Consider the following 20,242-nt stretch of genomic DNA (forward strand, 5'->3'; position numbering starts at 1 on the left):
ATAATTGTTTGGAATTTTTAAATAGGATTTTATGATGTTTCAAGGTAAATGGAAGGTTTTAATTACTAGTATAATTTTGAGTGTTTCTGCAGTCTCTGCGGCACCATCGCTAGTTAGTGGGATTGCATTTTTTGTTAATGGCGATCCTGTAACTTTGGTTGAGCTATACAAAACACAACAAAGAGAAAAAGTTTCACAAGATGTAGCAGTAGATAGGCTGATTAATGAGCGTTTGCACGAAGAAGAGATAAAAAAGCGCAAGCTTAGTGTTAATGATTTGGAAATTGAAGATGAAATCCGGAGAGTTGCAAAGCAAAATAAAACAACACTTGAAAAAGTGCGTAAATATGTAGAAGGCAATGGTGGTAACTGGAATACTTACAAAGAAGATATTAAAAAAGAGATTTTAAAGCGTAAGTTGTATCAAAGCATCACGCAAGAAAGTTTAAAAATGGTAGACAATAAGGAAATCCTTGAGTATTACAATGCAAATCAAAGAGAGTTTTTGATACCGCAAAGCATTGATGTTGTGAAGTTTTATAGTAAGGATAGCACAGCGATTGAACACGTGGTGCAAAGTCGCGGAAAATCCGTTGCGCCAAATGTAAAAAGTGAAAATGAAGTGCTACAAACCGCGGCATTAAATCCACAGATTGTTTTATCTTTTGCACAGGGAAATGTTGGGGGATTCACTTCGATTTTTCCTATAGGGGATGATTATGTGACATTTTTAATTAAAGGCAAACATAATCCTGTGCTTTTGCCTTATGAGAGTGCTAAGAATATTGCTCTGCAAAAGATTATGCAACGCAAGGAAAATTATGTGATTTATGAATATTTTGAAAAATTGCGCTCAAATGCAAAAGTTAATATTGTGCGTTTAAACTAAAATAAGGGAGAAATGATGAGAAATTTAGCAAAAGTTGGAATCTTTTTTATGGGAATGGGGGCTTTAATGATGAGTGGCTGTGCGGACTCGCAAGATAAATATAATATTGTTCCAAATAATCCGCAGTCTGTAAAATGTTATAACGAGGGCACAAATACTGCTAGAAATTGTGATGATACTGATTATAATAAGGTATTGGAATCTAAAGAATGGAAGATTAGCGCATATAGCTATAAACACGCAGTAACCCCATTGAAAAGTGATGCAGAGAGTAATTATAGTGTGCGTTTTGAAAAAGGAATGATTAACGGAAGTTTGGGTTGTAATAACTTTTTTGGAGCGTATAGCTTAAAAGAAGGAATGCTAAAAATAGAAAATGCGGGAATGACACGCAAAATGTGTGATGAAAAGACAATGAAGAATGAAGCGATGATGACAGAGCATTTTTTAAACACGCAAACAAAGATTTTGATTGTTAAAGAAAATAATGAAATGGGTAAAATTTTCTTTTTGGGAAAGGATTTTTATCTAGTGTTAGATTAAAAAGAAAAGTTTAAAGAAACATTTATCAAAGTTACAATAGGCTTTCTAAAAAGCCATAAGGCAATTATAAAGGCTATATATGTGGGTTACAAGATCCTATAATGAGAAATTTCAGCAAGAGTTTAAGATAGAGCGTAAATTATTAGAAGCTAAGGGGGCAAAGAATACTTTGGAGTTGTTTAACTCTGAAGCCTTTGGAGAGATTGCTTTGCTTGATGAAGGATTATTATTAAGAAATCTCTTGTGTGTGCAAAGCGAACTTTTGGCACATTTGAGTGCTTGTTCACATAAGAATCCTAAGCGTGCATTGATTGTTGGAAGTTTTAATCTTGAACTTGCTTATGAGTTTTTGCGCCATAGTGCGTTGCAAGTGGATTTTTTACAATTTGACTTAAAGGTTTTAGAATCTTTGATTAGCTTTTTACCGCATTATAGGGAAGTAATGGAAGCGGAGCGATTCCAACTTATTCCACAACTTAGCACAGAATTTTTAGCACAAAATACCCAAGAAGATAGCGTGAAATATGATATTATTCTTTCTTTAGATTCTAATGCTAATGCTTATTCTAAGCTTTTAAGTGACGATGGAATCCTAATTACGCGCACTTCGCAGATTTTACTAGATACACAAAAGGTAAAAGAGCAGTTAAAATCTTTGGAAGATTTTAGTGTGAAAATGCCCTTTTTTGCACCTCTATCTTTATTGCAAGATTGTTATATTTTTGCCTCCAAGCTTTATCATCCAGCAGCAGATATTCAACTTCAAAAAGCAGATATGTTAGAAGATTTAGAGTATTATCACGCAAATTTGCATTTAAGTGCATTTGTGTTGCCAAAATCTGTAAAATCTGCATTTTTTGGCGTGGCAAAAAATTGAGTTTGAAATATGCCATTGCGTTAAGTGGCGGGATAGGAAGTGGCAAAAGCACAATTGCTTCTTTGCTAAGGCTCTATGGTTATTGCGTAATTTGTGCAGATTCTATTGCACATAAGGTGTTAGATGAGAGTAAAGAGAGTGTTGTGGCAAAATTTGGCAATGAGATTTTAGGAAGTGATGGCAAGATTGCACGCAAAAAACTAGGTAAAATCGTGTTTTCTCATGCTTCATTGCGTAAGGAATTAGAAGTAATCTTGCATCCAAAAATTAGAGCAGAGATTTTAATACAAGCACAAGCACAAGAATTAAAAAAGATTCCATATTTTGTGGATATTCCTTTATTTTTTGAATGTGGGGATTATCCTATTGCGCATTCTCTTTTGATTGCTACCACGCAAGAGCTGCAAATACAACGCTTAAAAAAGCGAGATAGCTTAAGTGAAAAAGAAGTTATTAGTCGCATAAAAGCACAAATGCCACTAGAGCAAAAGCGTGTTATGGCGGATTATGTGATTGAAAATTGCGGAAGCCTAGAATCTTTGCAGCAAGAGCTAGAATGTTATTTGCGAGAACATTTGCCACAATTTTAAAATTTAATTTAGTTTTATTAGCTATAATTTCAGTTTTTATTTAAAGTGTAGGGGTGTTAGCTCAGCTGGGAGAGCGCAACGCTGGCAGCGTTGAGGTCAGGAGTTCGATCCTCCTACACTCCACCATTTCTTTATGCGTCCGTAGCTCAGCTGGATAGAGCAACAGGTTGCGGTCCTGTAGGTCGGGGATTCGAATTCCTCCGGGCGTACCACTTTTTATCTTCTTTTTAAAATTTTACTAAGATTTAGAGATTTTTTATGTAGTCTTAGATAAATAAAAACTAAGCAAAAAATAAAATAATTTAAACAGCAATTGCGCATTAAATGGTAAAACAGAGCAAGAATATTTACAAAGCAGAGAGAAAACTCTCTATATGCGAGATAGTTAAACTTTTATCTCTTGTAATAATTTGCTTAAATAAAATCGATATCCCTATTTTTTCTATCTCTAAATTCTGCATTATTATATAAATCATTATAATGCCTTTTTTAATTGTGTATTTATTTAAGGGTAGATATATTTTGTTAGCATCATCTAGTTTTATAGCGTTGTTTTCTGATTTAAAAGCATTTGCAAATTCTGCAACACTAGAAAGAAAAAATTCTTAATATTTTTTGGATTAAATTTGGTATAGCAATTAATATTCCTAGAATTATTTATTGAATTTATACTATTAGCACTATCAATATCAATTCTAGCGTAATCAAATAATGTAGCTTGGTTTCCTGCAAGGAAGTCTTATTGCAGTAGTAGTGCTACCATAACTTAAATGCTAGTAACCGCAACACTGATTAAATGTTTAATCATACTTGCTCATTTATAAAATTGTAAGCAATAATTATTCTAAAGTGTGCATAAAATGATAGCAATTTTATATAATGATTTTTGGTTGTTATAGGCTTAGATTGTATTTTAGATTCTATAATTATTTAGGATTTTTGGAGGAAAAAGAAGAGTTTTGGAGAAGTGTGAGTTCTGCTTGGGTAAAGCCGGCTTGTAGTCTTGCTTGTGTGTTAAACTCTGCGTTTGCCTTGGGGAATGAGAAATGGTAGCGTTTTAGAATCTCTATATAAGTACTAGGGCGTACTTTTTGTGGAATCTTTTTTGTATCACAAATATAATGAAACCACACATTGCCCTTGCTGACATGGTTAATCTCATCGTGTAAAATCATTTCTAAAGCTTCTAAAAGTGAATTTTTAATTTTATGTGTGCTGCTACTAACTTTAGCGCACAAAAAGGGATTAACATCTAGCCCCACAGCTTCCATTCCGCGCGGAATCAATGCGATTCTATCTAGTAAAACATTGCAATTTTTCATAGCATCAAATAACAAGGTATGCACACCGAAATCCCCATATTTAAAGCCTAGATTGTGCAAAAGATTTTCTAAGGCCAAAAAATGCTTGACTTCTTCGTTTGCAACTTCTAGCCAATCCTTGTAATACGCATTTGGTAGGCCTCTAAAGCGATAGGCGCAATCTAGTGCTAAATCAATGGCAGAAAATTCAATGTGTGCAATAGAGTGGAGCAAATGGGCAACATTTAAATCTGTTTTAAGATATTTGCCTTGTGGGACTTTTCTGGGAGGAAGAATTTGGCAAAAGTTAGCAAAAGTTGGAATCTCTAGAGGAAGAATTGCAGAATCATAATCAGTGTTAATATGCGCAAAATTCTCCCAAATCTCTTGGACAAGAGCGCATTTTTCGTGTGAGGTTTTTGTATTTAGAGCTAAAAAAATGTTTTCAAATAAATTTTTAGATTCCATATTATTATCCTTAAATTTTGGATTCCAACTTTTTAGAATTGTAATGGAATCTGTTTTAAAAAGCAAAAGTTATAATTTGTAACTAAATGAAACATATAAGACATATAATTATCCAATAAAAAGCTTATAAAATAGGATGTAGTGAGTATTTTTGAGTTATTTTTACACAATTTTCTGAGATTTGTTAAAAAATATTTAGTGATTGCTGCTGAAAAAGAGATTTTTTAGTACCGATTTTTTAGAATTTAAGTGTAATAAATCAATTGAGGAGGCAGTATGCTTGAGATTAGATGGCATAGCCGCGCAGGACAAGGTGCAGTAACTGGTGCAAAAGGTTTGGCTGATGTGATTGCTGGCACAGGTAAGGAGGTGCAGGCATTTGCATTTTATGGTTCAGCAAAAAGAGGTGCAGCGATGACTGCATATAATAGAATTGATGATAACCCAATTTTAAACCACGAAAAATTTATGAATCCAGATTATATTTTAGTGATTGATCCAGGCTTAGTTTATATCACAGATATTTGTGCAAACGCCAAAGAAACAACAAAATATATTATTACAACACATTTGAGTAAAGAAGAGTTTTTGGAGAGTAAGCCAGAGCTTAAAAGTAAGGAAGTGTATATACTAGATTGTATTGGACTCTCTTTGGAGGCTTTTGGAAAATCAATTCCAAATGCACCTATGCTTGGAGCATTTTTGAAAATTTCAGGTGCGTTAGAGTTAGATTTTTTCTTAGAGTCTTTTAAAAAAGTGTTAGGTAAAAAACTTCCACAAAAAGTGATTGACGCAAATATGGAAGTTATTAAAAAAGCTTATGATGCAGTAAAATAAAGGAGTTAGGCAATGGAATATAAAGGTTGGAATGAGTTTGAAGCGGGATCTGTGCTATTTCCTTTTGACAAAAAAGGAAATGAAATGGTAGGACAGCATGCGGATTCTAGAGTATATAGAGAGGATAGCTCTTATACGGCAAGTGTCGCACATTGGCGTGTAGAAAAGCCAGTATTTAACCACGATCATTGTATTAACTGCTATTTCTGTTGGGTTTATTGTCCAGATTCCTCAATTTTGGTTAGAGATGAAAAAATGAGTGGAGTTGATTATGTGCATTGCAAGGGCTGTGGTGTGTGTGTTGAGGTTTGTCCTACAAATCCAAAATCTTTATTAATGTTTAATGACTATGAAACCAATGAAGTAGCACTTGCGAAGTGGCCCGCAAAAGAAAGCAAGAAAAGCGTATCAAAAGACTTAAAGGATTAGTAATGGCTGAAGTTTATGAATTACAAGATGTAGAAGTTTGGGATGGAAATATGGCGGCAAGCCACGCAATGCGTCAAGCACAAATTGATGTTGTTTCTGCTTATCCTATCACGCCATCAACACCGATTGTGCAAAATTATGCCACTTTTCTTTCTAATGGTTATATTGATGGTGAATTTGTAATGGTAGAATCTGAACACGCCGCTATGAGTGGCTGTGTAGGAGCTGCAGCAGCAGGCGGGCGTGTCGCAACTGCAACAAGCTCGCAAGGATTTGCTTTAATGGTAGAAGTGCTTTATCAAGCTTCTGGAATGCGTTTGCCGATTGTTTTAAATGTCGTAAATCGTGCACTTGCAAGTCCTTTGAATGTTAATGGAGATCATTCTGATATGTATCTAGGGCGTGATGCAGGTTGGATAAATCTTTGTACTTATAATCCACAGGAAGCCTATGATTTTAACCTAATGGCGTTTAAGATTGCTGAAGATTATGAGGTAAGATTGCCTGTAATGGTGCATCAAGATGGATTTATCTGCTCACATACTGCACAAAGTGTGCGTCCTTTGAGTGATGAAGTAGCATATAAATTTATTGGAGATTATAAACCTAAAAATGCAATGCTGGACTTTGAGCGTCCTGCAACTTATGGTTCACAAACTGAAGAAGATTGGCATTTTGAGCATAAGGCGCAATTACACAATGCAATTATGCAATCTAAACTTGTTATTGAACACACATTTGAAGAGTTTGCAAAGCTAACAGGGCGTAAATATAATATTGTGGAAACTTATGATATGGAAGATGCGGAAGTTGCGATTGTAGCGCTTGGAACCACTGTGGAATCCGCGCGCGTTGCGGTGAAGGAAGCAAGAAAAAATGGAATTAAGGCTGGCGTTGTGAGCATTCGCGTGCTTAGACCATTCCCATATCAAGAATTTTGCGTTGCATTACAAGGTGTGAAAGCTGTTGCATTTTTAGATAGAAGTTTGCCAGCAGGCGCAATGGGAATGCTTTTTAATGAAGGCGTGGCAGCACTTTATAGTGGGGCAAATAAACCAGTGGCTAGCAATTATATCTATGGACTTGGAGGAAGAGATTTAACGCAAAGTCATTTGCAAGAAATCATCAAAGAATTGCAAGAAAATGCAAGAGTTGGAAAATTAACACATCCAGCGCAGCAATTTATCGGGCTTAGAGGTCCAAAGCTTGGTTTTAATTAAGGAGTGCTAAATGAGTGAAATTAAAAATTTAAAACAATATTCAAGAGCTAGCGAGCGTTTTGAAGGAGCGCATCTTTTATGCCCAGGTTGTGCGCATGGAATGATTGTGCGTGAAGTATTAAATGCCACAGATTATCCTTTATTGGTAGCAACTTCTACAGGTTGTTTGGAAGTAAGCACGGCTGTGTATCCTTATACTTCTTGGGATGTGCCTTGGATTCATATTGGTTTTGAAAATAGCTCTACAGCAATTGCTGGAGCTGAGGCAATGTATAAGGCGTTAAAGCGTAAAAATAAGCTTTATAGTGATAAAGAGCCGAAGTTTGTAGCATTTGGTGGTGATGGTTCAACTTATGATATTGGATTCCAGTTTATTAGCGGTTGTTTTGAGAGAGGACACGATTTTACTTATGTGTGTTTGGACAATGAAGTGTATGCAAACACAGGTGGGCAAAGAAGTGGTTCAACTCCGCTTGGTGCTTCCACAACAACAACACCTGCAGGACGCGTAAGCTATGGAAAAAAAGATAAAAAGAAGGATCTATTATTTATTATGGCAGCTCATGGTGCACCTTATGTGGCACAAGTTGCTCCTAATAAATGGAAGGATATGAGCAAGAAAATTAAAACCGCTATTGAAACAGAAGGACCGACTTTTATTAATGCTTTGAGTGCTTGTACAACGGAGTGGAGATTTCCCGCTAATGAAACTGTTGAAATGAGTGATTTGGCAGTAGATTCTTTAGTGTTTCCGCTATTTGAAATTATTAATGGAACAGAGTTAAGGATTACTTATCGCCCCAAAAATGTTGTGCCTGTAAGGGATTATTTGGGAGCACAAGCAAGATTTAAGCATTTATTTAAACCGGAGAATGAATATTTAATCGTTGAGTGGCAAAAGCGTGTAGATGCATATTGGGAGTATCTACAAAGGCGTGAAGAGGCAAAGGTTTAAGTAGCAAATGGATTCCATAGTTGGAATCCAAAATGGATTTAGGATTTAATTGCGTTAATCACTGCTTCAAGCTGCAAGTGGTTAAATTGCTCTCCACTTTCCATATTTTTTAGTGTGCAAGTGTTTTGCTGCTCTTCTTCTTCACCTGTAATTACAACAAATTTATAGCCTTTATTATTTGCATAATTAAAAGATTTTTTAGGTTTTGTAATCTCGGGAAAAACTTCAATTTTTAATCCCTTATCGCGTAAGCTTTGAGCGACTTTATAGCCGTATTCCAAGGAGTGGAGAGGGATTAGAAGTGTATCTGCTACATTTTTATCACTTTGGATTAGATTTAGTTCTTCAAGCCCACTTAAAAGCCTATCTAATCCTATACTTGCTCCAACTCCACTTAAAGAATCTTTAGAGAAGTTTTGTGTAAGGTTATCATAACGCCCTCCTGAACAAACAGAACCAAGTGAGGGAAGTGCATTAAGCGTTGTTTCATAAACAATTCCCGTGTAATAGCCAAGTCCGCGTGCAATGGAGAGATTGATTTTATAAAACTTAGCTGGGATTAGTGGGTCTAGGATTTTACAAAGCGTGCTTAACTCATCAATTCCACTTTTTAGTGTGTGATTTAACTCCCTAAAGGCTTCTAGTTCCTTTAAGAGTTCTAACGCGCTTCCTTTTTGTATTTTAGCAATAAAGTCTAAAAGCATAGCAATGGAATCTAAATTTAGCGGAGTTTTATTTTGAAGCTCTTGTTTGACGCTCTCTTTGCCAATTTTTTCAATCTTATCAATAATTCTTAGTACTTCAATGGTGTGGTTGCTTGCATTTAGCGATTCCATTAAGCCGTTAAAAATTTTGCGGTTATTGATATGGATTGTAAAATCCCTTAATCCCAAATCAAAAAGACTTTGATAAATCACTTGTAAAATTTCAACATCTGCACCTATGCTATCTGTACCAATAAAGTCAAAATCACATTGCGTAAATTCCCTATAACGTCCCTTTTGCGCGCGTTCTCCGCGAAAAACATTGCCGATGCAATAACGCTTAAAAGGGATTCCAACTTCATTTTTATATTGTGCGATAAAACGCGCTAAAGGGACAGTTAAATCAAAACGCAACGCAACTTCTCTCTCTCCGTGGTCTAAAAAATGATACATTTCCTTTTGAATCTCATCACTTCCTTGTTTTTTTAGGATTTCAGCATATTCTAAATGCGGGGTTTCAATGGGCGCAAATCCAAATTTTTCAAAGGATTGCACGATACTTTGTAGCATTTTGGATTTCGCATAGGCTTCCTTGGGAAGTCTATCTTTAAAACCGCTTAAAGTGCGTGGTGTTACCATAATTGCTCCATTATTTTTTTTAATAAAAAAGCAAATCTTAACAAAAATATTCTAAATCTTTGCAGAATTTATGCTTAATTTAGTATTTTTTAGGTAAAATAACAGTTTTTATATTTACTTTATATAAAGGCAAAACAATGAGAAAAGGAATCCATCCAGAGTATGTTCTCTGCAAAGTAACTTGCGTTACAAGTGGAAAAGAGATTGAAGTAATGAGTGTAAAACCAGAGCTTAGAATTGATATTTCATCATTCTGTCATCCATTTTACACAGGTTCAGACAAGGTTGTTGATACAGCAGGTAGGGTTGAGAAGTTTAAGCAAAGATATAATCTAAAATAATTCACACTTGCAAATGAGCTTGTATGGTTACTTTTTTGCCCACTCCAATTGGTAACCTACAAGATATTACTCTTCATACTTTAGAGGTCTTAAAGCTTTGCGATGTGTTGCTCTGTGAAGACACAAGAGTGAGTAAAAAACTCATTACATTGCTAGTAGAGCGAGAGTTATTACCCTATAAAGACTATGTTTATTATCCCTTTCACACGCATAATCAAAATGCGTTTTTAGAGCAAAATTCACTAGAATTTTTTAACCAAAATATCGGATTTTTAAGCGATGCTGGAATGCCTTGTATTAGCGATCCGGGCGTGGAACTTGTGCGATTTTTACAAACAAATCATATCCCTTTTGAAGTTTTAGGCGGGATTAGTGCGGTTACACTTATGGCTGCATTTAGCGGAATTGTGGAGAAAGAATTTAGTTTTTTAGGCTTTCCACCGCATAAAATAAAAGAAAAGTTAGAGTTTTTTTATTCAGTTTTTAAAAGCCCCTATCCAATAATTTTATATGAGTCGCCCCATCGCTTGCTTGAAAGTTTAGAATTAATGGTGCAAGTGGATAAAAATCGGCAAGTGTTTTTAGCAAAAGAGCTAACAAAAAAACACCAAAATACATTTAAAGGGAGTTTAGAATCTGTTTTAAATGCACTAAAAGATTCTAAGAATGAAGCTTTATTAAAGGGGGAATGGGCTATGGTTGTAGATAAAGCAGAAAAGGTAGAGAATTGCTCCCTTAGTGAAGAAGCACTTTTAAGTTTGGAGATTCCTCCTAAAATTAAGGCGAAGATTTTAGCTAAAATAAAAGGCGGAAGTGCAAGTGATTATTATCAAAGCCTAGTAAAATAGGTAAAAAATTTAAGAAAAATAGGATACAATCAGTGGTCGTTTATGGTAAGCGTGTTGTGGAGTATATCCTTACAAAACATAGTGATAAAATTCAGCAAGTGCTTTTAGCAAAAGAAATTGACAAGAAGCAATTTAGAGCGTTTGCGCGACTTAATGTGCCTTTGGTGCGTGTGGATTCCAAAAAAGCACAAAGTTTAGCAAGAGGTGGTAATCATCAAGGATATTTGCTAGAAATCGCGCCTTTAGTGCCATTAGAATTTAGCACATTGAAGGCTATGAATTTTGTGCTAGTGCTTTGTGGGATTAGCGATGTAGGCAATATTGGCGCGCTCTTTCGTACGGCTTTTGTGCTAGGAGTAGATGGAATCGTAATTTGTGGATTAAAAGATTTTAAGCAAGAAGGGGTATTGCGTGCAAGCTCTGGTGCAATGCTAGATATGCCATTTTGCCTTGTGTATAATGCCTTAGATGTAGCAAATGAGTTAAAATTTGCCGGGTTTAGACTCTATGGTGCAAGTTTGAAAGGTGTAGAATCTAATGGTGTCACACAAGGTAAAAAGGCATTATTTTTAGGCGCTGAAGGTAATGGTCTTAGCGCGAAAATTTTGAAAAAAATGGATATAAATTTAACAATTGCTCAAAAAAGAGAGTTTGACTCTCTAAATGTTAGCACAGCTGGTGCAATCTTAATAGATAGGATAGTAAATGGAAGGTTTTGAAAAGTTGCAAAGTATCGGGGCAAAGGAAATTTCAAAGAATACGCATATTGCTTTAAATAAGATTCAATACATTTTGGAGCGTAATTTTAAAGAGTTAAAAGATAGTGCAACAACGCACGGATTGTTACAGATTTTAGAGCGTGAGTATCACATTAGTTTAAAAGAATGGGAAGAGGAGTATAAGGCATTTTGGGAAAATTATGATAGCTCAAATGACGAAGTAGGACCAATAGTTAATTTTAAGGTTACTCACGAAACAATTACTTCAAATGATTCTAAAAAAGGTGTGATTTTAGGGGCTCTGTTGGTTGCGCTTTTGGGGGTTGGATTCTTTGCTTTTATGAATTTTTATGGAAACTCTGTGGTTTCTAGTGAGAATGAAGAAACACAAAGTGAAGCTTCTTTAGAAAAGTTGGAATCCAAAAGTGAAGTTAATAAAGATTTCGCAAATGAAAGCAATACCACAAGCAATTTAGAAGTTACAAATCAACTTGATGCCTCTGCTTCAACTCCGATAAATGTGTTGTCGCAAGGCTTACAAAACTCTAAGGACACACAAAGTGAAGCTTCTTTAGAAAAGTTGGAATCTAAAAATACAGACTCTAATAGCTTAAGCACAGAAGCCAAACCGCAAGAAGTAGTTGTGGCGAAGGTTTCTATTATGCCTGTTCGTAATGTTTGGGTGGGAATTGTTTATTTGGATAACAAAAAACGCACTTCTTTTATGGCAGAAAAGGCGTTTGAAGTGGATTTGTTGCGTCCGCAAACAATCATTACAGGACATGGGATGTTAGAGATTGATGCAAAGGGAGAAAAATCTACATTTAATTCTGCAAATAAAATGTTTTTTATTGTGGATAAAGATGGGAATTTTAAGCAGGCTACACAAGGGCAATATGAAACAGAAACCAGGGGGTTAGGGTGGTAAAGAAAAGTATTTTTGCCCTTTTATTCTTGCTTTTTAGCACCTTTTTCATTTTTTCTGGCACCCTTTTTGCGCAAGCTTCAATGCAAAATCCAATAGATTATAGAGTAATGCAACTCTTAGGTGTGGAAGATTATAGAATTAATCAAAAGTTTATTCAGCGTCTTTTTAGTGATCAGGGCTATTTTTTAGACGGAAAGGGGCAACCAGATTTATATAAGATTTCCAAAACATTAAAACAAAATGGACTTTTAAAACTTGCTTTTAAGCAACCTATGGAGCTAGAGATTTCCTTTGTTATAGAAGAGAATCCTCAAACTTTTGTGAGTGTGCTTTATGATGTTTTAGATGCTATGGGATATTATTATTTTTTAGTGAAGCAAAGTTTGCTTGATGAGAAGAAATTTAAATTTATACTTTCTATGAATACGGAATACGCAATTGATCCTGTATTGCTACAAGAAAAATTGAGAGAATATGGTTATGGTGTGCAAGGTGTTGAGCGAACAAATCTTTCGCAGTGGAATTATCAGATCGCACTTTTATTGGAATTTAAATATCCAAAAGCAAGCGCTTTAGTCTTTAATGAATTAAATCATAAGGCAAATTTAAAAGGGGAATATTGGTATAGTATTGAGAATGGACAAGAGTTAGAGATTAAGTCTAGCAATAATGTAGTGTGGTATCCAAAAATCGTGTTTTATGATGAAAGTTTAAATATCTTAGAGATTGTAAGTAGTCAAAAACTAATGCGCCAAATCCAAAAAGAGATTCCAAAAAACACGAAATTTATCAAAATCACTGATACTTATTTGCCTATTACAATTAAAAACGGCTTAGATGTTGTATTGCAATAATTTTAAAAGGATAAGAGGTGTTTGAAGAAATAGAGTTTGAGCGTATAAAGAGATTACCAAAATATGTGTTTGCAGCAATTAATGAAATTAAGTTAAAAATGCGCCAAGATGGTGAAGATGTGATTGATTTTAGTATGGGAAATCCTGATGGCCCAACGCCTAGCCATATTATAGATAAACTTTGCGAAGCTGCACAAAAACCAAAAAATCACGGCTATTCTGCAAGTAAAGGAATCTATAAATTGCGTCTTGCCATTGCAGATACTTATGCTAGAAAATATGGCGTTAAGCTTGATCCAGATTCTCAAGTGTGTATTGCAATGGGTTCAAAAGAAGGCTATGTGCATTTGATTCAAGCAATAACAAATCCAGGAGATACCGCTATTGTTGCAGAGCCAGCTTATCCTATTCATTATTATGCATTTATTTTATCAGGGGCAAATGTTGCGACCTTTGGTTTGCAATGGAATGATAAATATGAGCTTGATGAAGATGCTTATTTTGCGGAGCTTGAAAAAACATTATGTAATACAATGCCAAAGCCAAAATTTGTTGTGACAAATTTTCCACATAATCCAACAACTGTTGTGGTGTATAAAAGCTTCTATGAACGCTTAGTAGCACTTGCTAAAAAAGAGAGATTTTATATTATTAATGATATTGCTTATGCGGATTTGAGTTTTGATGGCTATGTTGCCCCATCAATTTTTGAAGTAGAAGGAGCAATAGATGTTGCTGTAGAGTCTTACACGCTTTCAAAGAGCTATAATATGGCGGGTTGGCGTGTGGGTTGTATTGTGGGGAATACACGCTTAGTTGGTGCATTACAAAAGATTAAATCGTGGCTAGATTATGGAATCTACACACCTATACAAATTGCATCTACAATCGCCCTAAGTGGTGAACAAGAATGTGTCCAAGAGATTGCTAAAAAGTATGAAAAAAGAATGGAAGTTCTAATTGAGAGTTTTGGCACGGCTGGTTGGGAAATGCAAAAACCAAAGGCTAGTATGTTTATTTGGGCTAAGATTCCAAAATGTGCCTTGCATTTAGGGAGTATGGAATTTTCTAAACGCTTATTGCAAGAAGCTAAAATTGCGGTAAGTCCGGGTATTGGCTTTGGGAATCACGGAGATTCTTATGTGCGTATTGCTTTAATTGAAAATGAAAACAGAATCCGCCAAGCCGCTAGAAATCTTAAGAAGTTTTTAAAACAATTTGAAGCCTAATGCAATGTAGCCACTGCCACTTAGAATTTGATGAAAAGATGCTATTAAAAGTCCCTATCAATGGGCGTGATGAGTATTTTTGTTGCAAAGGTTGTGAGGGTGTGTATAGGCTCTTACACGCAGAGGGTTTGGAAGATTTTTATAACAAGCTTGGCACAAACTCGCTTGAACCTGTTAAAGATTCTAAGCAAAGCTTAGATTCCTTTGATAGCACGCCCTTTTTTGAACGCTATGTGTGCCAAAAGGACGGATATTGTGAGTTGGCTCTTATTTTGGAGAGAATCCATTGTATCGCTTGTGTGTGGCTAAATGAAAAGATTTTAGAGAAAATAAAGGGCATTATAAAGGTTAATATCAACTACACAAGCAACAAAGCTACGCTTCTTTATGATCCCAAAATCATAAAAATTTCTGAGATTATCCAAGCAATCCGAAGTATTGGCTATGATGCTCACGCCTATGATCCACGCTTGCAAGAGAGTTACGCACAAAAAGAGAAGCGTGAGTATTACATTAAAATGGTTGTTGGAATCTTTTGTGTGATGAATATAATGTGGATTGCAGTGGCACAATATGCGGGGTATTTTAGTGGAATCACACCACAAATGCGCAATATTTTAAACTTCGCAGGATTTGCTCTTGCTACACCTGTGATGTTTTTTAGTGGGATTATATTTTGGCGTGGAGCATTAAGCGCGCTTAAGTTTAAAACACCAAATATGGATTTGCTAGTTATTAGCGGAGCAAGTTTAGCCTATATTTATTCTATTTATGCAAGTTTTAAGGGGCTAGAAACTTATTTTGAATCTGTGGCGATGATTATTACCTTTGTGTTAATTGGCAAGTTTTTAGAAGTGCGTGGCAAAAAAAGCGCTATAGATAGCCTAGATAAACTTAATGCACAAATGCCCTTAAGTGTGCGTGTAATCAAGGGTGATGTTAGCCAAGAAGTGAGTGTGGAATCTGTTAAAGTGGGAGATGTGGTGCAAGTTTTACCAGGTGATAGAGTGGCATTAGATGGAATCCTTTTGAGTCAAAGTGCGCTGTGTGATGAGAGCGCGATTAATGGGGAGTCACTACCGCGCCAAAAGAGTGAAAAAGATTCCATTTATTCTGGTGCTTTAGCCCTTGAAATACCCTTTTTGTATCGTGTGAGTAAGACTTATAAAGAATCTTTGATGATGCAAATTGTATCCCTTGTGGAAAATGCGCTTAATGCACGCCCTAAGATTCAAGAAGTGGCAAACTTCATCACGCGTCATTTTTCTGCTGTGATTTTATCGCTTGCGTTTGGGACATTTTTATATTGGGAATTTGCGCTAAATGCGCCTTTTGATAAGGCATTAATGGTAATGATTTCTGTGATTATCATTGCCTGCCCTTGCGCACTTGCCCTTGCTACGCCCATTGCTTCTTTGGTAGGCTTAGGGGAAGCCTTCAAATGCGGAATCCTTTTTAAAGAAGCGCGCTTTTTAGAAACTATCGCAAAGGCAAATGTGTTAGTTTTAGACAAAACAGGGACACTCACAGAAGGTAAGCTTAAGGTTAAAAATATGCGCAAATTTGGGGAGCTAGAATCTAGTGTGCTTGTGGCAATGCTAGAGCAAAACACACACCCCATAAGTTGCGGAGTGCTAGAGTTTATCAAAGAAAATTACAATAATAATAAAAATATTTTACTAGATAAAATCACACAAAAAAGTGCGCGTGGAATCCTAGCACAATACAATGGAAGTGTGTATTTGGGCGGGAATTTGGAGCTTTTAAGAGAGCAGGGCGTTAGGATTCCGCAATTAGATGAGAGTGATTGTAGCGTGTTTTATTTCGCAAAAGACACAGAGCTAATTGCGCAATTTTTCTTACAAGATTCTATTAAGCAAGACGCACAATCTGTGATTGCTAAACTTAAAGCGCAAGGAATTCATTGCGTGCTATTAAGTGGAGATCATTTAAAGGCGTGTGAGTCTGTGGCAAGGGAGCTTGGAATTAGTGAGTTTTATGGTAATCAAAGTCCTCTAGAGAAGGCGGAATTTATTGATGCGTTACATACAAAAGGTAAGATTGTCGTAATGGTTGGTGATGGGATTAATGATTCTGTGGCGTTAAGTAAAAGTGATATTGGAATCGCTATGGGAGGCGGCATTGATTTGGCAATTAGTGTGAGCGATATTGTGGTGCTTGATGACAGTATGCAAGGTGTGTTGGAATCTTTTAGGCTTGGTAGGCGCACTTATCACTTTATTTTACAAAATTTAGGATTGTCTTTAGTGTATAATGCGCTAACCATTCCACTAGCAATGACTGGGTTTGTAATTCCGCTTGTTGCGGCACTTTCAATGTCGCTTAGTTCACTACTTGTGGTTGGCAACAGTTTAAGAATTAAAGGAAAATAAATGGTAAAAGATGCAAATGGAGTAGAGTTAAACGCCGGAGATAGTGTAAGTGTGATTAAAGATTTAAAGGTTAAGGGGGCAAGTGCGACTTTAAAGCGTGGCACAACGATTAAAAATATCCGCCTAACAGGAAAGGATACAGAGATTGAAGCTAGGGTAGATAAATTTGGCACAATTATTTTGAAAACAGAATTTTTGAAAAAGGTGTAAGCGGATTCCCTTAACAAATTCTAGGCAATAGCTCACCGCTGGGATAATCTAAAAAGCGTTTTGCACCAAATGCAGTTTCTAAAACCACGCGTTTTGGATTTTTATTTGTGGTGTAGCCGATGATTGCCGCATTGGGTGCGCCATTATCGTGCAAAAGTTCTAAGGCTTTTTTTGCGTCATTTTTAGCTATACTTAGGACACACATCCCTTCGTTAGCTAAATTATAGGCTTCAAAACCTAGTAATTCACAAATCCCTTGCACCTGTGGTAATATTGGCAAGTTGGAATCCAAAATAGTAATGCCAATATTTGAAGCTCTAGCCCACTCATTAAGCACACTTGCAATTCCACCGCGTGTAGCGTCTCTTAGTGCGTAAAGATTAAGCCCTGAAGCAAAAAGCGGTTCTAAAATGGGGTAAAGCAAGGCGCAATCACTTTGTAAGGTGCTATTTAGGTTAATTTCTTCACGATTGGAATAAATCACAGCTCCGTGTGTGCCAATGTTTCCACTAACAATAATTGCACAATCTGTTGGAATTGTAAAAGCACTTAAGCGCAAATGCGGATATAAAAACTCTCCTATGGCAGTTGTAGTAATAAAAATCTTATCTAAAGAGCCTTTGGGAAGGACTTTGGTATCGGCTGAAACAAGTTTTGCACCACTTGCTTTTAAAGTAGTAGAAAAGGATTCCACAATACGAGATAAATCGCTAATCTTAAAGCCTTCTTCTAGCATAAAACTAGCACTCAAATACTTCGCCTTTGCTCCCATCATTGCCACATCATTGCAACTTCCACACACACTAAGCTTGCCAATATCTCCACCTGCAAAGAATATTGGGGATACCACATATCCATCGGTGCTTATTGCACAAATGTTGGAATCCATTTTTACGATTCCAGCATCTTCGCCATCACCTATTACACAGCCTTCTAAAAAGGGGTAAAAAAGTTCTGTAATAAGATTTTGCGATTCTATCCCACCGCTTCCGTGACTTAGTAATATGGAATCCAAATTATGTTTCATCTCTTTCCTTTAGGTGTAGCTATAAGCCGAGTTCTGTTTATGTGGTTATTTATCTACATTTTACCTTGCAGTAAAATTCTAGCAATGGGCTAAAACTTGGGATATTAACCATGCCCATTTTGCTGCGGATTGGGCTTGCAATGCGAAGCGTTTTGCAATGCTTCCGGTAAGCTCTTACCTCACCTTTTCACCCTTGCGTAATGCGGTTTGTTTTCTGTTGCGCTTTCCCTTAGATTACTCTAGCCATTCTTTAAATGGAATCCTATCCCAAAGCAGCTCGGACTTTCCTCTTTATTTAAAGCAACCACTTGCTACACCTTTTGAAATTGTAGCAGAGTTTGGCAAAATCTAGGCTAAATTTATGCGTTTAAAGTTTGTTTTATGGCAAGCACTGCTTCTAGTGCATTGTTTTTGATCTGCGTTGTGTGTTGCTTTAAAACCTCTAGGCTTGCATAACCTGTTGTAACAGCAATGCTGCGCACTCTAGCATTTTTTGCGGCTTGAATATCTAAGGGCGTGTCGCCTATCATATAAATTTTATCTTTGTTCAAGGGAGAAAAGGATTCTAAAGCCTTTAAAATAGGCTCTGCACTAGGCTTTGCATTTACCACATTTTCACGACCGATAATGCAAGTGAAGTAATTGCCTACTCCCATATGTTCTAAAAGCATTTTGGAATATTGCCCAGTTTTTGTGGTAACTACTCCAAGTTGTGCGAAACTATGGGATTCTAAAATCGCTTCCTTAGCGTTTGGTAAAAGCGTAGTTTTAGCGTTACAAATTTGGCGATAATGCTCTTTATAAGCACTAATAAATTGTGGAATTTCATTTTCTTGAACGCCAAGTGTGTGAAACATTGTATCTAGCGTATGTCCGATTTGGGACTTTACAGACTCAAAAGTTGGAATCGCTTTTTTAAAATGCTTAAATGCTTCACAAAATCCTTCATACACGGCTTCTGTGGAGTCAATAAGTGTTCCGTCTAAATCAAAAAGAATAATGCAATCTTTCATAGAAATCCTTAAGGCGTAAAAAGAGTAGTTAAAATCTCTTTTTCTAATGTGTAGAGTGTGTAGCGAATACTCTTAAAATGCTCACTTTCTTGCACGCTATCTAGTTTTAAAATTTCTTCTAAAACACGGGCGGATTCTTGTGCGCGTTTAAAATTTGCTAGGAAAATATTTTCTAAATTTTCGCGCGTTTGCTCATCTTTAGTAGAAGGTTTTAGCACATCCTTGAGAGAATCGCGTGTGTTTAGAAGTTCGAAATAATTTGCAAAATAACTTGTAATTCTACATTGGTGACGGAGATTTTTTAAAGACAAAGCGAAATCTTTGTGGTTAAATCCATAGCGTAAAATGTCTTCTACTACGCGAATTCCTTCACTTAAGCGGTTAAGGTTTGCATCAAGAATACGCAAAGTTTGGGGGCTTCGCGTATTACTTGTATTATTCCTTTGAATTAAAGATTCCAAGAATTTGTAGCAAGGAAATAAAAAGATTTAAGAAATCAAGATATAGGCTAACAGCTGCCATTACAGGGCTATCATACAAGCCACGCACGATATTTTGCGTATCATAGGCAATAAAAATGCTAAATAAAATTGCTCCAACGCCTGCAATAATCACTTGTAAAATCGGGCTTCCCAAGAAAAGATTGATTAATGAGCCAACAACTACAACAATTAGTGCGATAAAGAGCATTTTCCCCATACTTGCTAAATCTTTCTTAGTGCGAAGTGCAAAAATACTCATCACACCAAAAATTGCTGTTGTTAGCAAGAAAGCTTGCGCTACGATATTTGCTCCACCAGGCATCCCTAGCACTCTACTTAAAATTGGAGTAAGTGTTAAGCCAGTAACAAAAGTAAAGGCAAAAAGCATTAAAAGATTTAATCCCGGTTTTGATTTGGCAAACATTAGTCCAAAAAGCAAGGCAAATTCTAAAATCACAAAGCCGATGTAGTATTGCGCCACCACGCTTCCAAATGCTGTAATTCCCACATAAGCTCCCACAGAAGCCGCTAAAAGTGAGCCTGCAAAGAGCTGATAAGTTTGCTTTACAAAGTTAATTAACGCAACATCACCTTGAGCAAAAGTGCTTTGCTCCGCATTATAACCATAGTTGCTATTCATAGGTTTTCTATCATATAAAGACATTGACAATCCTTAACAATAAATTAAAGACGGTATTATACCCTAAAAATATTAGGAACACCATAAATATGCTACAATTTTGAGA

22 protein-coding genes, 2 tRNA genes and 1 other RNA gene are annotated in these 20,242 nt (G+C 36.1%); 18 read left to right on the plus strand and 7 right to left on the minus strand.

Annotated elements, in window-relative coordinates; translation table 11 throughout:
* Window positions 1-34: 34 nt before the first annotated feature.
* The 6 genes from IP358_RS02270 to IP358_RS02295 all read left to right on the plus strand — a co-directional run bounded on the left by IP358_RS02270 (window position 35) and on the right by IP358_RS02295 (window position 3,111).
* A complete protein-coding gene (locus tag IP358_RS02270) occupies window positions 35-889 on the plus strand; it encodes a SurA N-terminal domain-containing protein (protein ID WP_006801892.1) in 855 nt (284 codons plus the stop codon).
* Window positions 890-904: 15 nt separating this feature from the next.
* Window positions 905-1,432 (plus strand): META domain-containing protein, encoded by a 528-nt coding sequence (locus IP358_RS02275; protein WP_050754797.1) that lies wholly within the window; start codon window positions 905-907, stop codon window positions 1,430-1,432.
* Between the two features lie 79 nt (window positions 1,433-1,511).
* Entirely contained in the window at window positions 1,512-2,309 is a 798-nt protein-coding gene (locus IP358_RS02280) for a spermine/spermidine synthase domain-containing protein (RefSeq protein ID WP_006801890.1), read from the plus strand.
* The gene (gene coaE, locus IP358_RS02285; protein WP_006801889.1) at window positions 2,306-2,899 is read left to right on the plus strand and encodes a dephospho-CoA kinase; all 594 of its coding nucleotides are present in this window, start codon (window positions 2,306-2,308) and stop codon (window positions 2,897-2,899) included. The genes IP358_RS02280 and coaE overlap by 4 nt, the downstream gene beginning before the upstream one ends.
* 50 nt (window positions 2,900-2,949) lie before the next feature.
* Window positions 2,950-3,025: transfer RNA gene (locus IP358_RS02290), tRNA-Ala, on the plus strand.
* 9 nt (window positions 3,026-3,034) lie between these two features.
* Window positions 3,035-3,111 (plus strand) — tRNA-Arg (locus IP358_RS02295).
* A gap of 714 nt (window positions 3,112-3,825) precedes the next feature.
* On the opposite strand, the gene IP358_RS02300 is transcribed toward IP358_RS02295, so the two are convergent.
* The gene (locus tag IP358_RS02300) at window positions 3,826-4,668 is read right to left on the minus strand and encodes a ferritin-like domain-containing protein (protein WP_006801888.1); all 843 of its coding nucleotides are present in this window, start codon (window positions 4,666-4,668) and stop codon (window positions 3,826-3,828) included.
* A gap of 276 nt (window positions 4,669-4,944) precedes the next feature.
* Between IP358_RS02300 and IP358_RS02305 the strand changes: the two genes are divergently transcribed.
* The 4 genes from IP358_RS02305 to IP358_RS02320 are packed head-to-tail and all read left to right on the plus strand — an operon-like array spanning window position 4,945 to window position 8,109.
* Window positions 4,945-5,505 (plus strand): pyruvate flavodoxin oxidoreductase subunit gamma, encoded by a 561-nt coding sequence (locus IP358_RS02305; protein WP_006801887.1) that lies wholly within the window; start codon window positions 4,945-4,947, stop codon window positions 5,503-5,505.
* A gap of 12 nt (window positions 5,506-5,517) precedes the next feature.
* Window positions 5,518-5,934, plus strand: a complete 417-nt coding sequence (locus tag IP358_RS02310; protein WP_006801886.1) for a 4Fe-4S dicluster-binding protein — start codon at window positions 5,518-5,520, stop codon at window positions 5,932-5,934.
* A 2-nt stretch (window positions 5,935-5,936) separates the two neighbouring features.
* Complete coding sequence (locus IP358_RS02315; RefSeq protein ID WP_006801885.1) at window positions 5,937-7,154, plus strand: 2-oxoacid:ferredoxin oxidoreductase subunit alpha; 1,218 nt, start codon at window positions 5,937-5,939, stop codon at window positions 7,152-7,154.
* A 10-nt stretch (window positions 7,155-7,164) separates the two neighbouring features.
* Window positions 7,165-8,109 (plus strand): thiamine pyrophosphate-dependent enzyme, encoded by a 945-nt coding sequence (locus tag IP358_RS02320; protein WP_006801884.1) that lies wholly within the window; start codon window positions 7,165-7,167, stop codon window positions 8,107-8,109.
* 38 nt (window positions 8,110-8,147) lie between these two features.
* On the opposite strand, the gene hisS is transcribed toward IP358_RS02320, so the two are convergent.
* Complete coding sequence (hisS, locus tag IP358_RS02325) at window positions 8,148-9,452, minus strand: histidine--tRNA ligase (protein WP_006801883.1); 1,305 nt, start codon at window positions 9,450-9,452, stop codon at window positions 8,148-8,150.
* Window positions 9,453-9,589: 137 nt separating this feature from the next.
* On the opposite strand from hisS, the gene rpmE reads away from it, so the two are divergent.
* The 8 genes from rpmE to IP358_RS02365 are packed head-to-tail and all read left to right on the plus strand — an operon-like array spanning window position 9,590 to window position 16,974.
* Window positions 9,590-9,793, plus strand: a complete 204-nt coding sequence (gene rpmE / locus IP358_RS02330; RefSeq protein ID WP_006801882.1) for a 50S ribosomal protein L31 — start codon at window positions 9,590-9,592, stop codon at window positions 9,791-9,793.
* Window positions 9,794-9,816: 23 nt separating this feature from the next.
* Complete coding sequence (gene rsmI, locus IP358_RS02335; protein ID WP_006801881.1) at window positions 9,817-10,641, plus strand: 16S rRNA (cytidine(1402)-2'-O)-methyltransferase; 825 nt, start codon at window positions 9,817-9,819, stop codon at window positions 10,639-10,641.
* Between the two features lie 32 nt (window positions 10,642-10,673).
* Window positions 10,674-11,360, plus strand: a complete 687-nt coding sequence (gene rlmB, locus IP358_RS02340) for a 23S rRNA (guanosine(2251)-2'-O)-methyltransferase RlmB (RefSeq protein ID WP_006801880.1) — start codon at window positions 10,674-10,676, stop codon at window positions 11,358-11,360.
* Window positions 11,347-12,288, plus strand: coding sequence for a hypothetical protein (locus IP358_RS02345; protein ID WP_006801879.1), 942 nt, complete (start codon window positions 11,347-11,349; stop codon window positions 12,286-12,288). Before rlmB ends, IP358_RS02345 begins: the two co-directional genes overlap by 14 nt.
* Window positions 12,282-13,142 (plus strand): hypothetical protein, encoded by an 861-nt coding sequence (locus IP358_RS02350; protein ID WP_101313138.1) that lies wholly within the window; start codon window positions 12,282-12,284, stop codon window positions 13,140-13,142. Before IP358_RS02345 ends, IP358_RS02350 begins: the two co-directional genes overlap by 7 nt.
* A gap of 17 nt (window positions 13,143-13,159) precedes the next feature.
* Window positions 13,160-14,371, plus strand: coding sequence for an LL-diaminopimelate aminotransferase (locus IP358_RS02355; RefSeq protein ID WP_006801877.1), 1,212 nt, complete (start codon window positions 13,160-13,162; stop codon window positions 14,369-14,371).
* Window positions 14,371-16,764 carry a heavy metal translocating P-type ATPase gene (locus IP358_RS02360; RefSeq protein WP_006801876.1) on the plus strand — a complete coding sequence of 798 codons (2,394 nt, stop codon included), beginning with the start codon at window positions 14,371-14,373 and terminating at the stop codon, window positions 16,762-16,764. Before IP358_RS02355 ends, IP358_RS02360 begins: the two co-directional genes overlap by 1 nt.
* Window positions 16,765-16,974 carry an alkylphosphonate utilization protein gene (locus IP358_RS02365; RefSeq protein ID WP_006801875.1) on the plus strand — a complete coding sequence of 70 codons (210 nt, stop codon included), beginning with the start codon at window positions 16,765-16,767 and terminating at the stop codon, window positions 16,972-16,974.
* A gap of 10 nt (window positions 16,975-16,984) precedes the next feature.
* Here the strand turns inward: IP358_RS02365 and hypE are convergent, their stop codons facing one another.
* From hypE to IP358_RS02390, 5 genes are all read right to left on the minus strand, one after another.
* Window positions 16,985-18,001 carry a hydrogenase expression/formation protein HypE gene (gene hypE, locus IP358_RS02370; protein ID WP_040498236.1) on the minus strand — a complete coding sequence of 339 codons (1,017 nt, stop codon included), beginning with the start codon at window positions 17,999-18,001 and terminating at the stop codon, window positions 16,985-16,987.
* 6 nt (window positions 18,002-18,007) lie between these two features.
* An RNA gene (gene rnpB / locus IP358_RS02375) (RNase P RNA component class A) lies at window positions 18,008-18,321 on the minus strand.
* A gap of 39 nt (window positions 18,322-18,360) precedes the next feature.
* On the minus strand, window positions 18,361-19,014 hold the full coding sequence (locus IP358_RS02380; RefSeq protein WP_006801873.1) for an HAD family hydrolase: 654 nt from the start codon (window positions 19,012-19,014) through the stop codon (window positions 18,361-18,363).
* 8 nt (window positions 19,015-19,022) lie between these two features.
* Window positions 19,023-19,421, minus strand: coding sequence for a hypothetical protein (locus IP358_RS02385; protein ID WP_006801872.1), 399 nt, complete (start codon window positions 19,419-19,421; stop codon window positions 19,023-19,025).
* Between the two features lie 28 nt (window positions 19,422-19,449).
* Window positions 19,450-20,160 carry a Bax inhibitor-1/YccA family protein gene (locus IP358_RS02390; RefSeq protein ID WP_040498234.1) on the minus strand — a complete coding sequence of 237 codons (711 nt, stop codon included), beginning with the start codon at window positions 20,158-20,160 and terminating at the stop codon, window positions 19,450-19,452.
* Window positions 20,161-20,242: the final 82 nt, after the last annotated feature.

It is taken from the genome of Helicobacter winghamensis ATCC BAA-430 (assembly GCF_028751035.1).
GTDB classification, from domain to species: Bacteria; Campylobacterota; Campylobacteria; order Campylobacterales; family Helicobacteraceae; genus Helicobacter_D; species Helicobacter_D winghamensis.

Excerpts from the sequence above, each read along its gene's own strand:
- rpmE (WP_006801882.1), top strand. The coding sequence starts at position 9,590 with ATGAGAAAAGGAATCCATCCAGAGTATGTTCTCTGCAAAGTAACTTGC.
- IP358_RS02300 (WP_006801888.1), bottom strand. The coding sequence starts at position 4,668 with ATGGAATCTAAAAATTTATTTGAAAACATTTTTTTAGCTCTAAATACA.
- IP358_RS02305 (WP_006801887.1), top strand. The coding sequence starts at position 4,945 with ATGCTTGAGATTAGATGGCATAGCCGCGCAGGACAAGGTGCAGTAACT.
- IP358_RS02360 (WP_006801876.1), top strand. The coding sequence starts at position 14,371 with ATGCAATGTAGCCACTGCCACTTAGAATTTGATGAAAAGATGCTATTA.
- IP358_RS02380 (WP_006801873.1), bottom strand. The coding sequence starts at position 19,014 with ATGAAAGATTGCATTATTCTTTTTGATTTAGACGGAACACTTATTGAC.
- IP358_RS02310 (WP_006801886.1), top strand. The coding sequence starts at position 5,518 with ATGGAATATAAAGGTTGGAATGAGTTTGAAGCGGGATCTGTGCTATTT.
- IP358_RS02365 (WP_006801875.1), top strand. The coding sequence starts at position 16,765 with ATGGTAAAAGATGCAAATGGAGTAGAGTTAAACGCCGGAGATAGTGTA.
- IP358_RS02315 (WP_006801885.1), top strand. The coding sequence starts at position 5,937 with ATGGCTGAAGTTTATGAATTACAAGATGTAGAAGTTTGGGATGGAAAT.
- IP358_RS02320 (WP_006801884.1), top strand. The coding sequence starts at position 7,165 with ATGAGTGAAATTAAAAATTTAAAACAATATTCAAGAGCTAGCGAGCGT.
- IP358_RS02280 (WP_006801890.1), top strand. The coding sequence starts at position 1,512 with ATGTGGGTTACAAGATCCTATAATGAGAAATTTCAGCAAGAGTTTAAG.
- rsmI (WP_006801881.1), top strand. The coding sequence starts at position 9,817 with ATGGTTACTTTTTTGCCCACTCCAATTGGTAACCTACAAGATATTACT.
- hypE (WP_040498236.1), bottom strand. The coding sequence starts at position 18,001 with ATGAAACATAATTTGGATTCCATATTACTAAGTCACGGAAGCGGTGGG.
- IP358_RS02390 (WP_040498234.1), bottom strand. The coding sequence starts at position 20,160 with ATGTCTTTATATGATAGAAAACCTATGAATAGCAACTATGGTTATAAT.
- hisS (WP_006801883.1), bottom strand. The coding sequence starts at position 9,452 with ATGGTAACACCACGCACTTTAAGCGGTTTTAAAGATAGACTTCCCAAG.
- IP358_RS02275 (WP_050754797.1), top strand. The coding sequence starts at position 905 with ATGAGAAATTTAGCAAAAGTTGGAATCTTTTTTATGGGAATGGGGGCT.
- IP358_RS02345 (WP_006801879.1), top strand. The coding sequence starts at position 11,347 with ATGGAAGGTTTTGAAAAGTTGCAAAGTATCGGGGCAAAGGAAATTTCA.
- IP358_RS02270 (WP_006801892.1), top strand. The coding sequence starts at position 35 with ATGTTTCAAGGTAAATGGAAGGTTTTAATTACTAGTATAATTTTGAGT.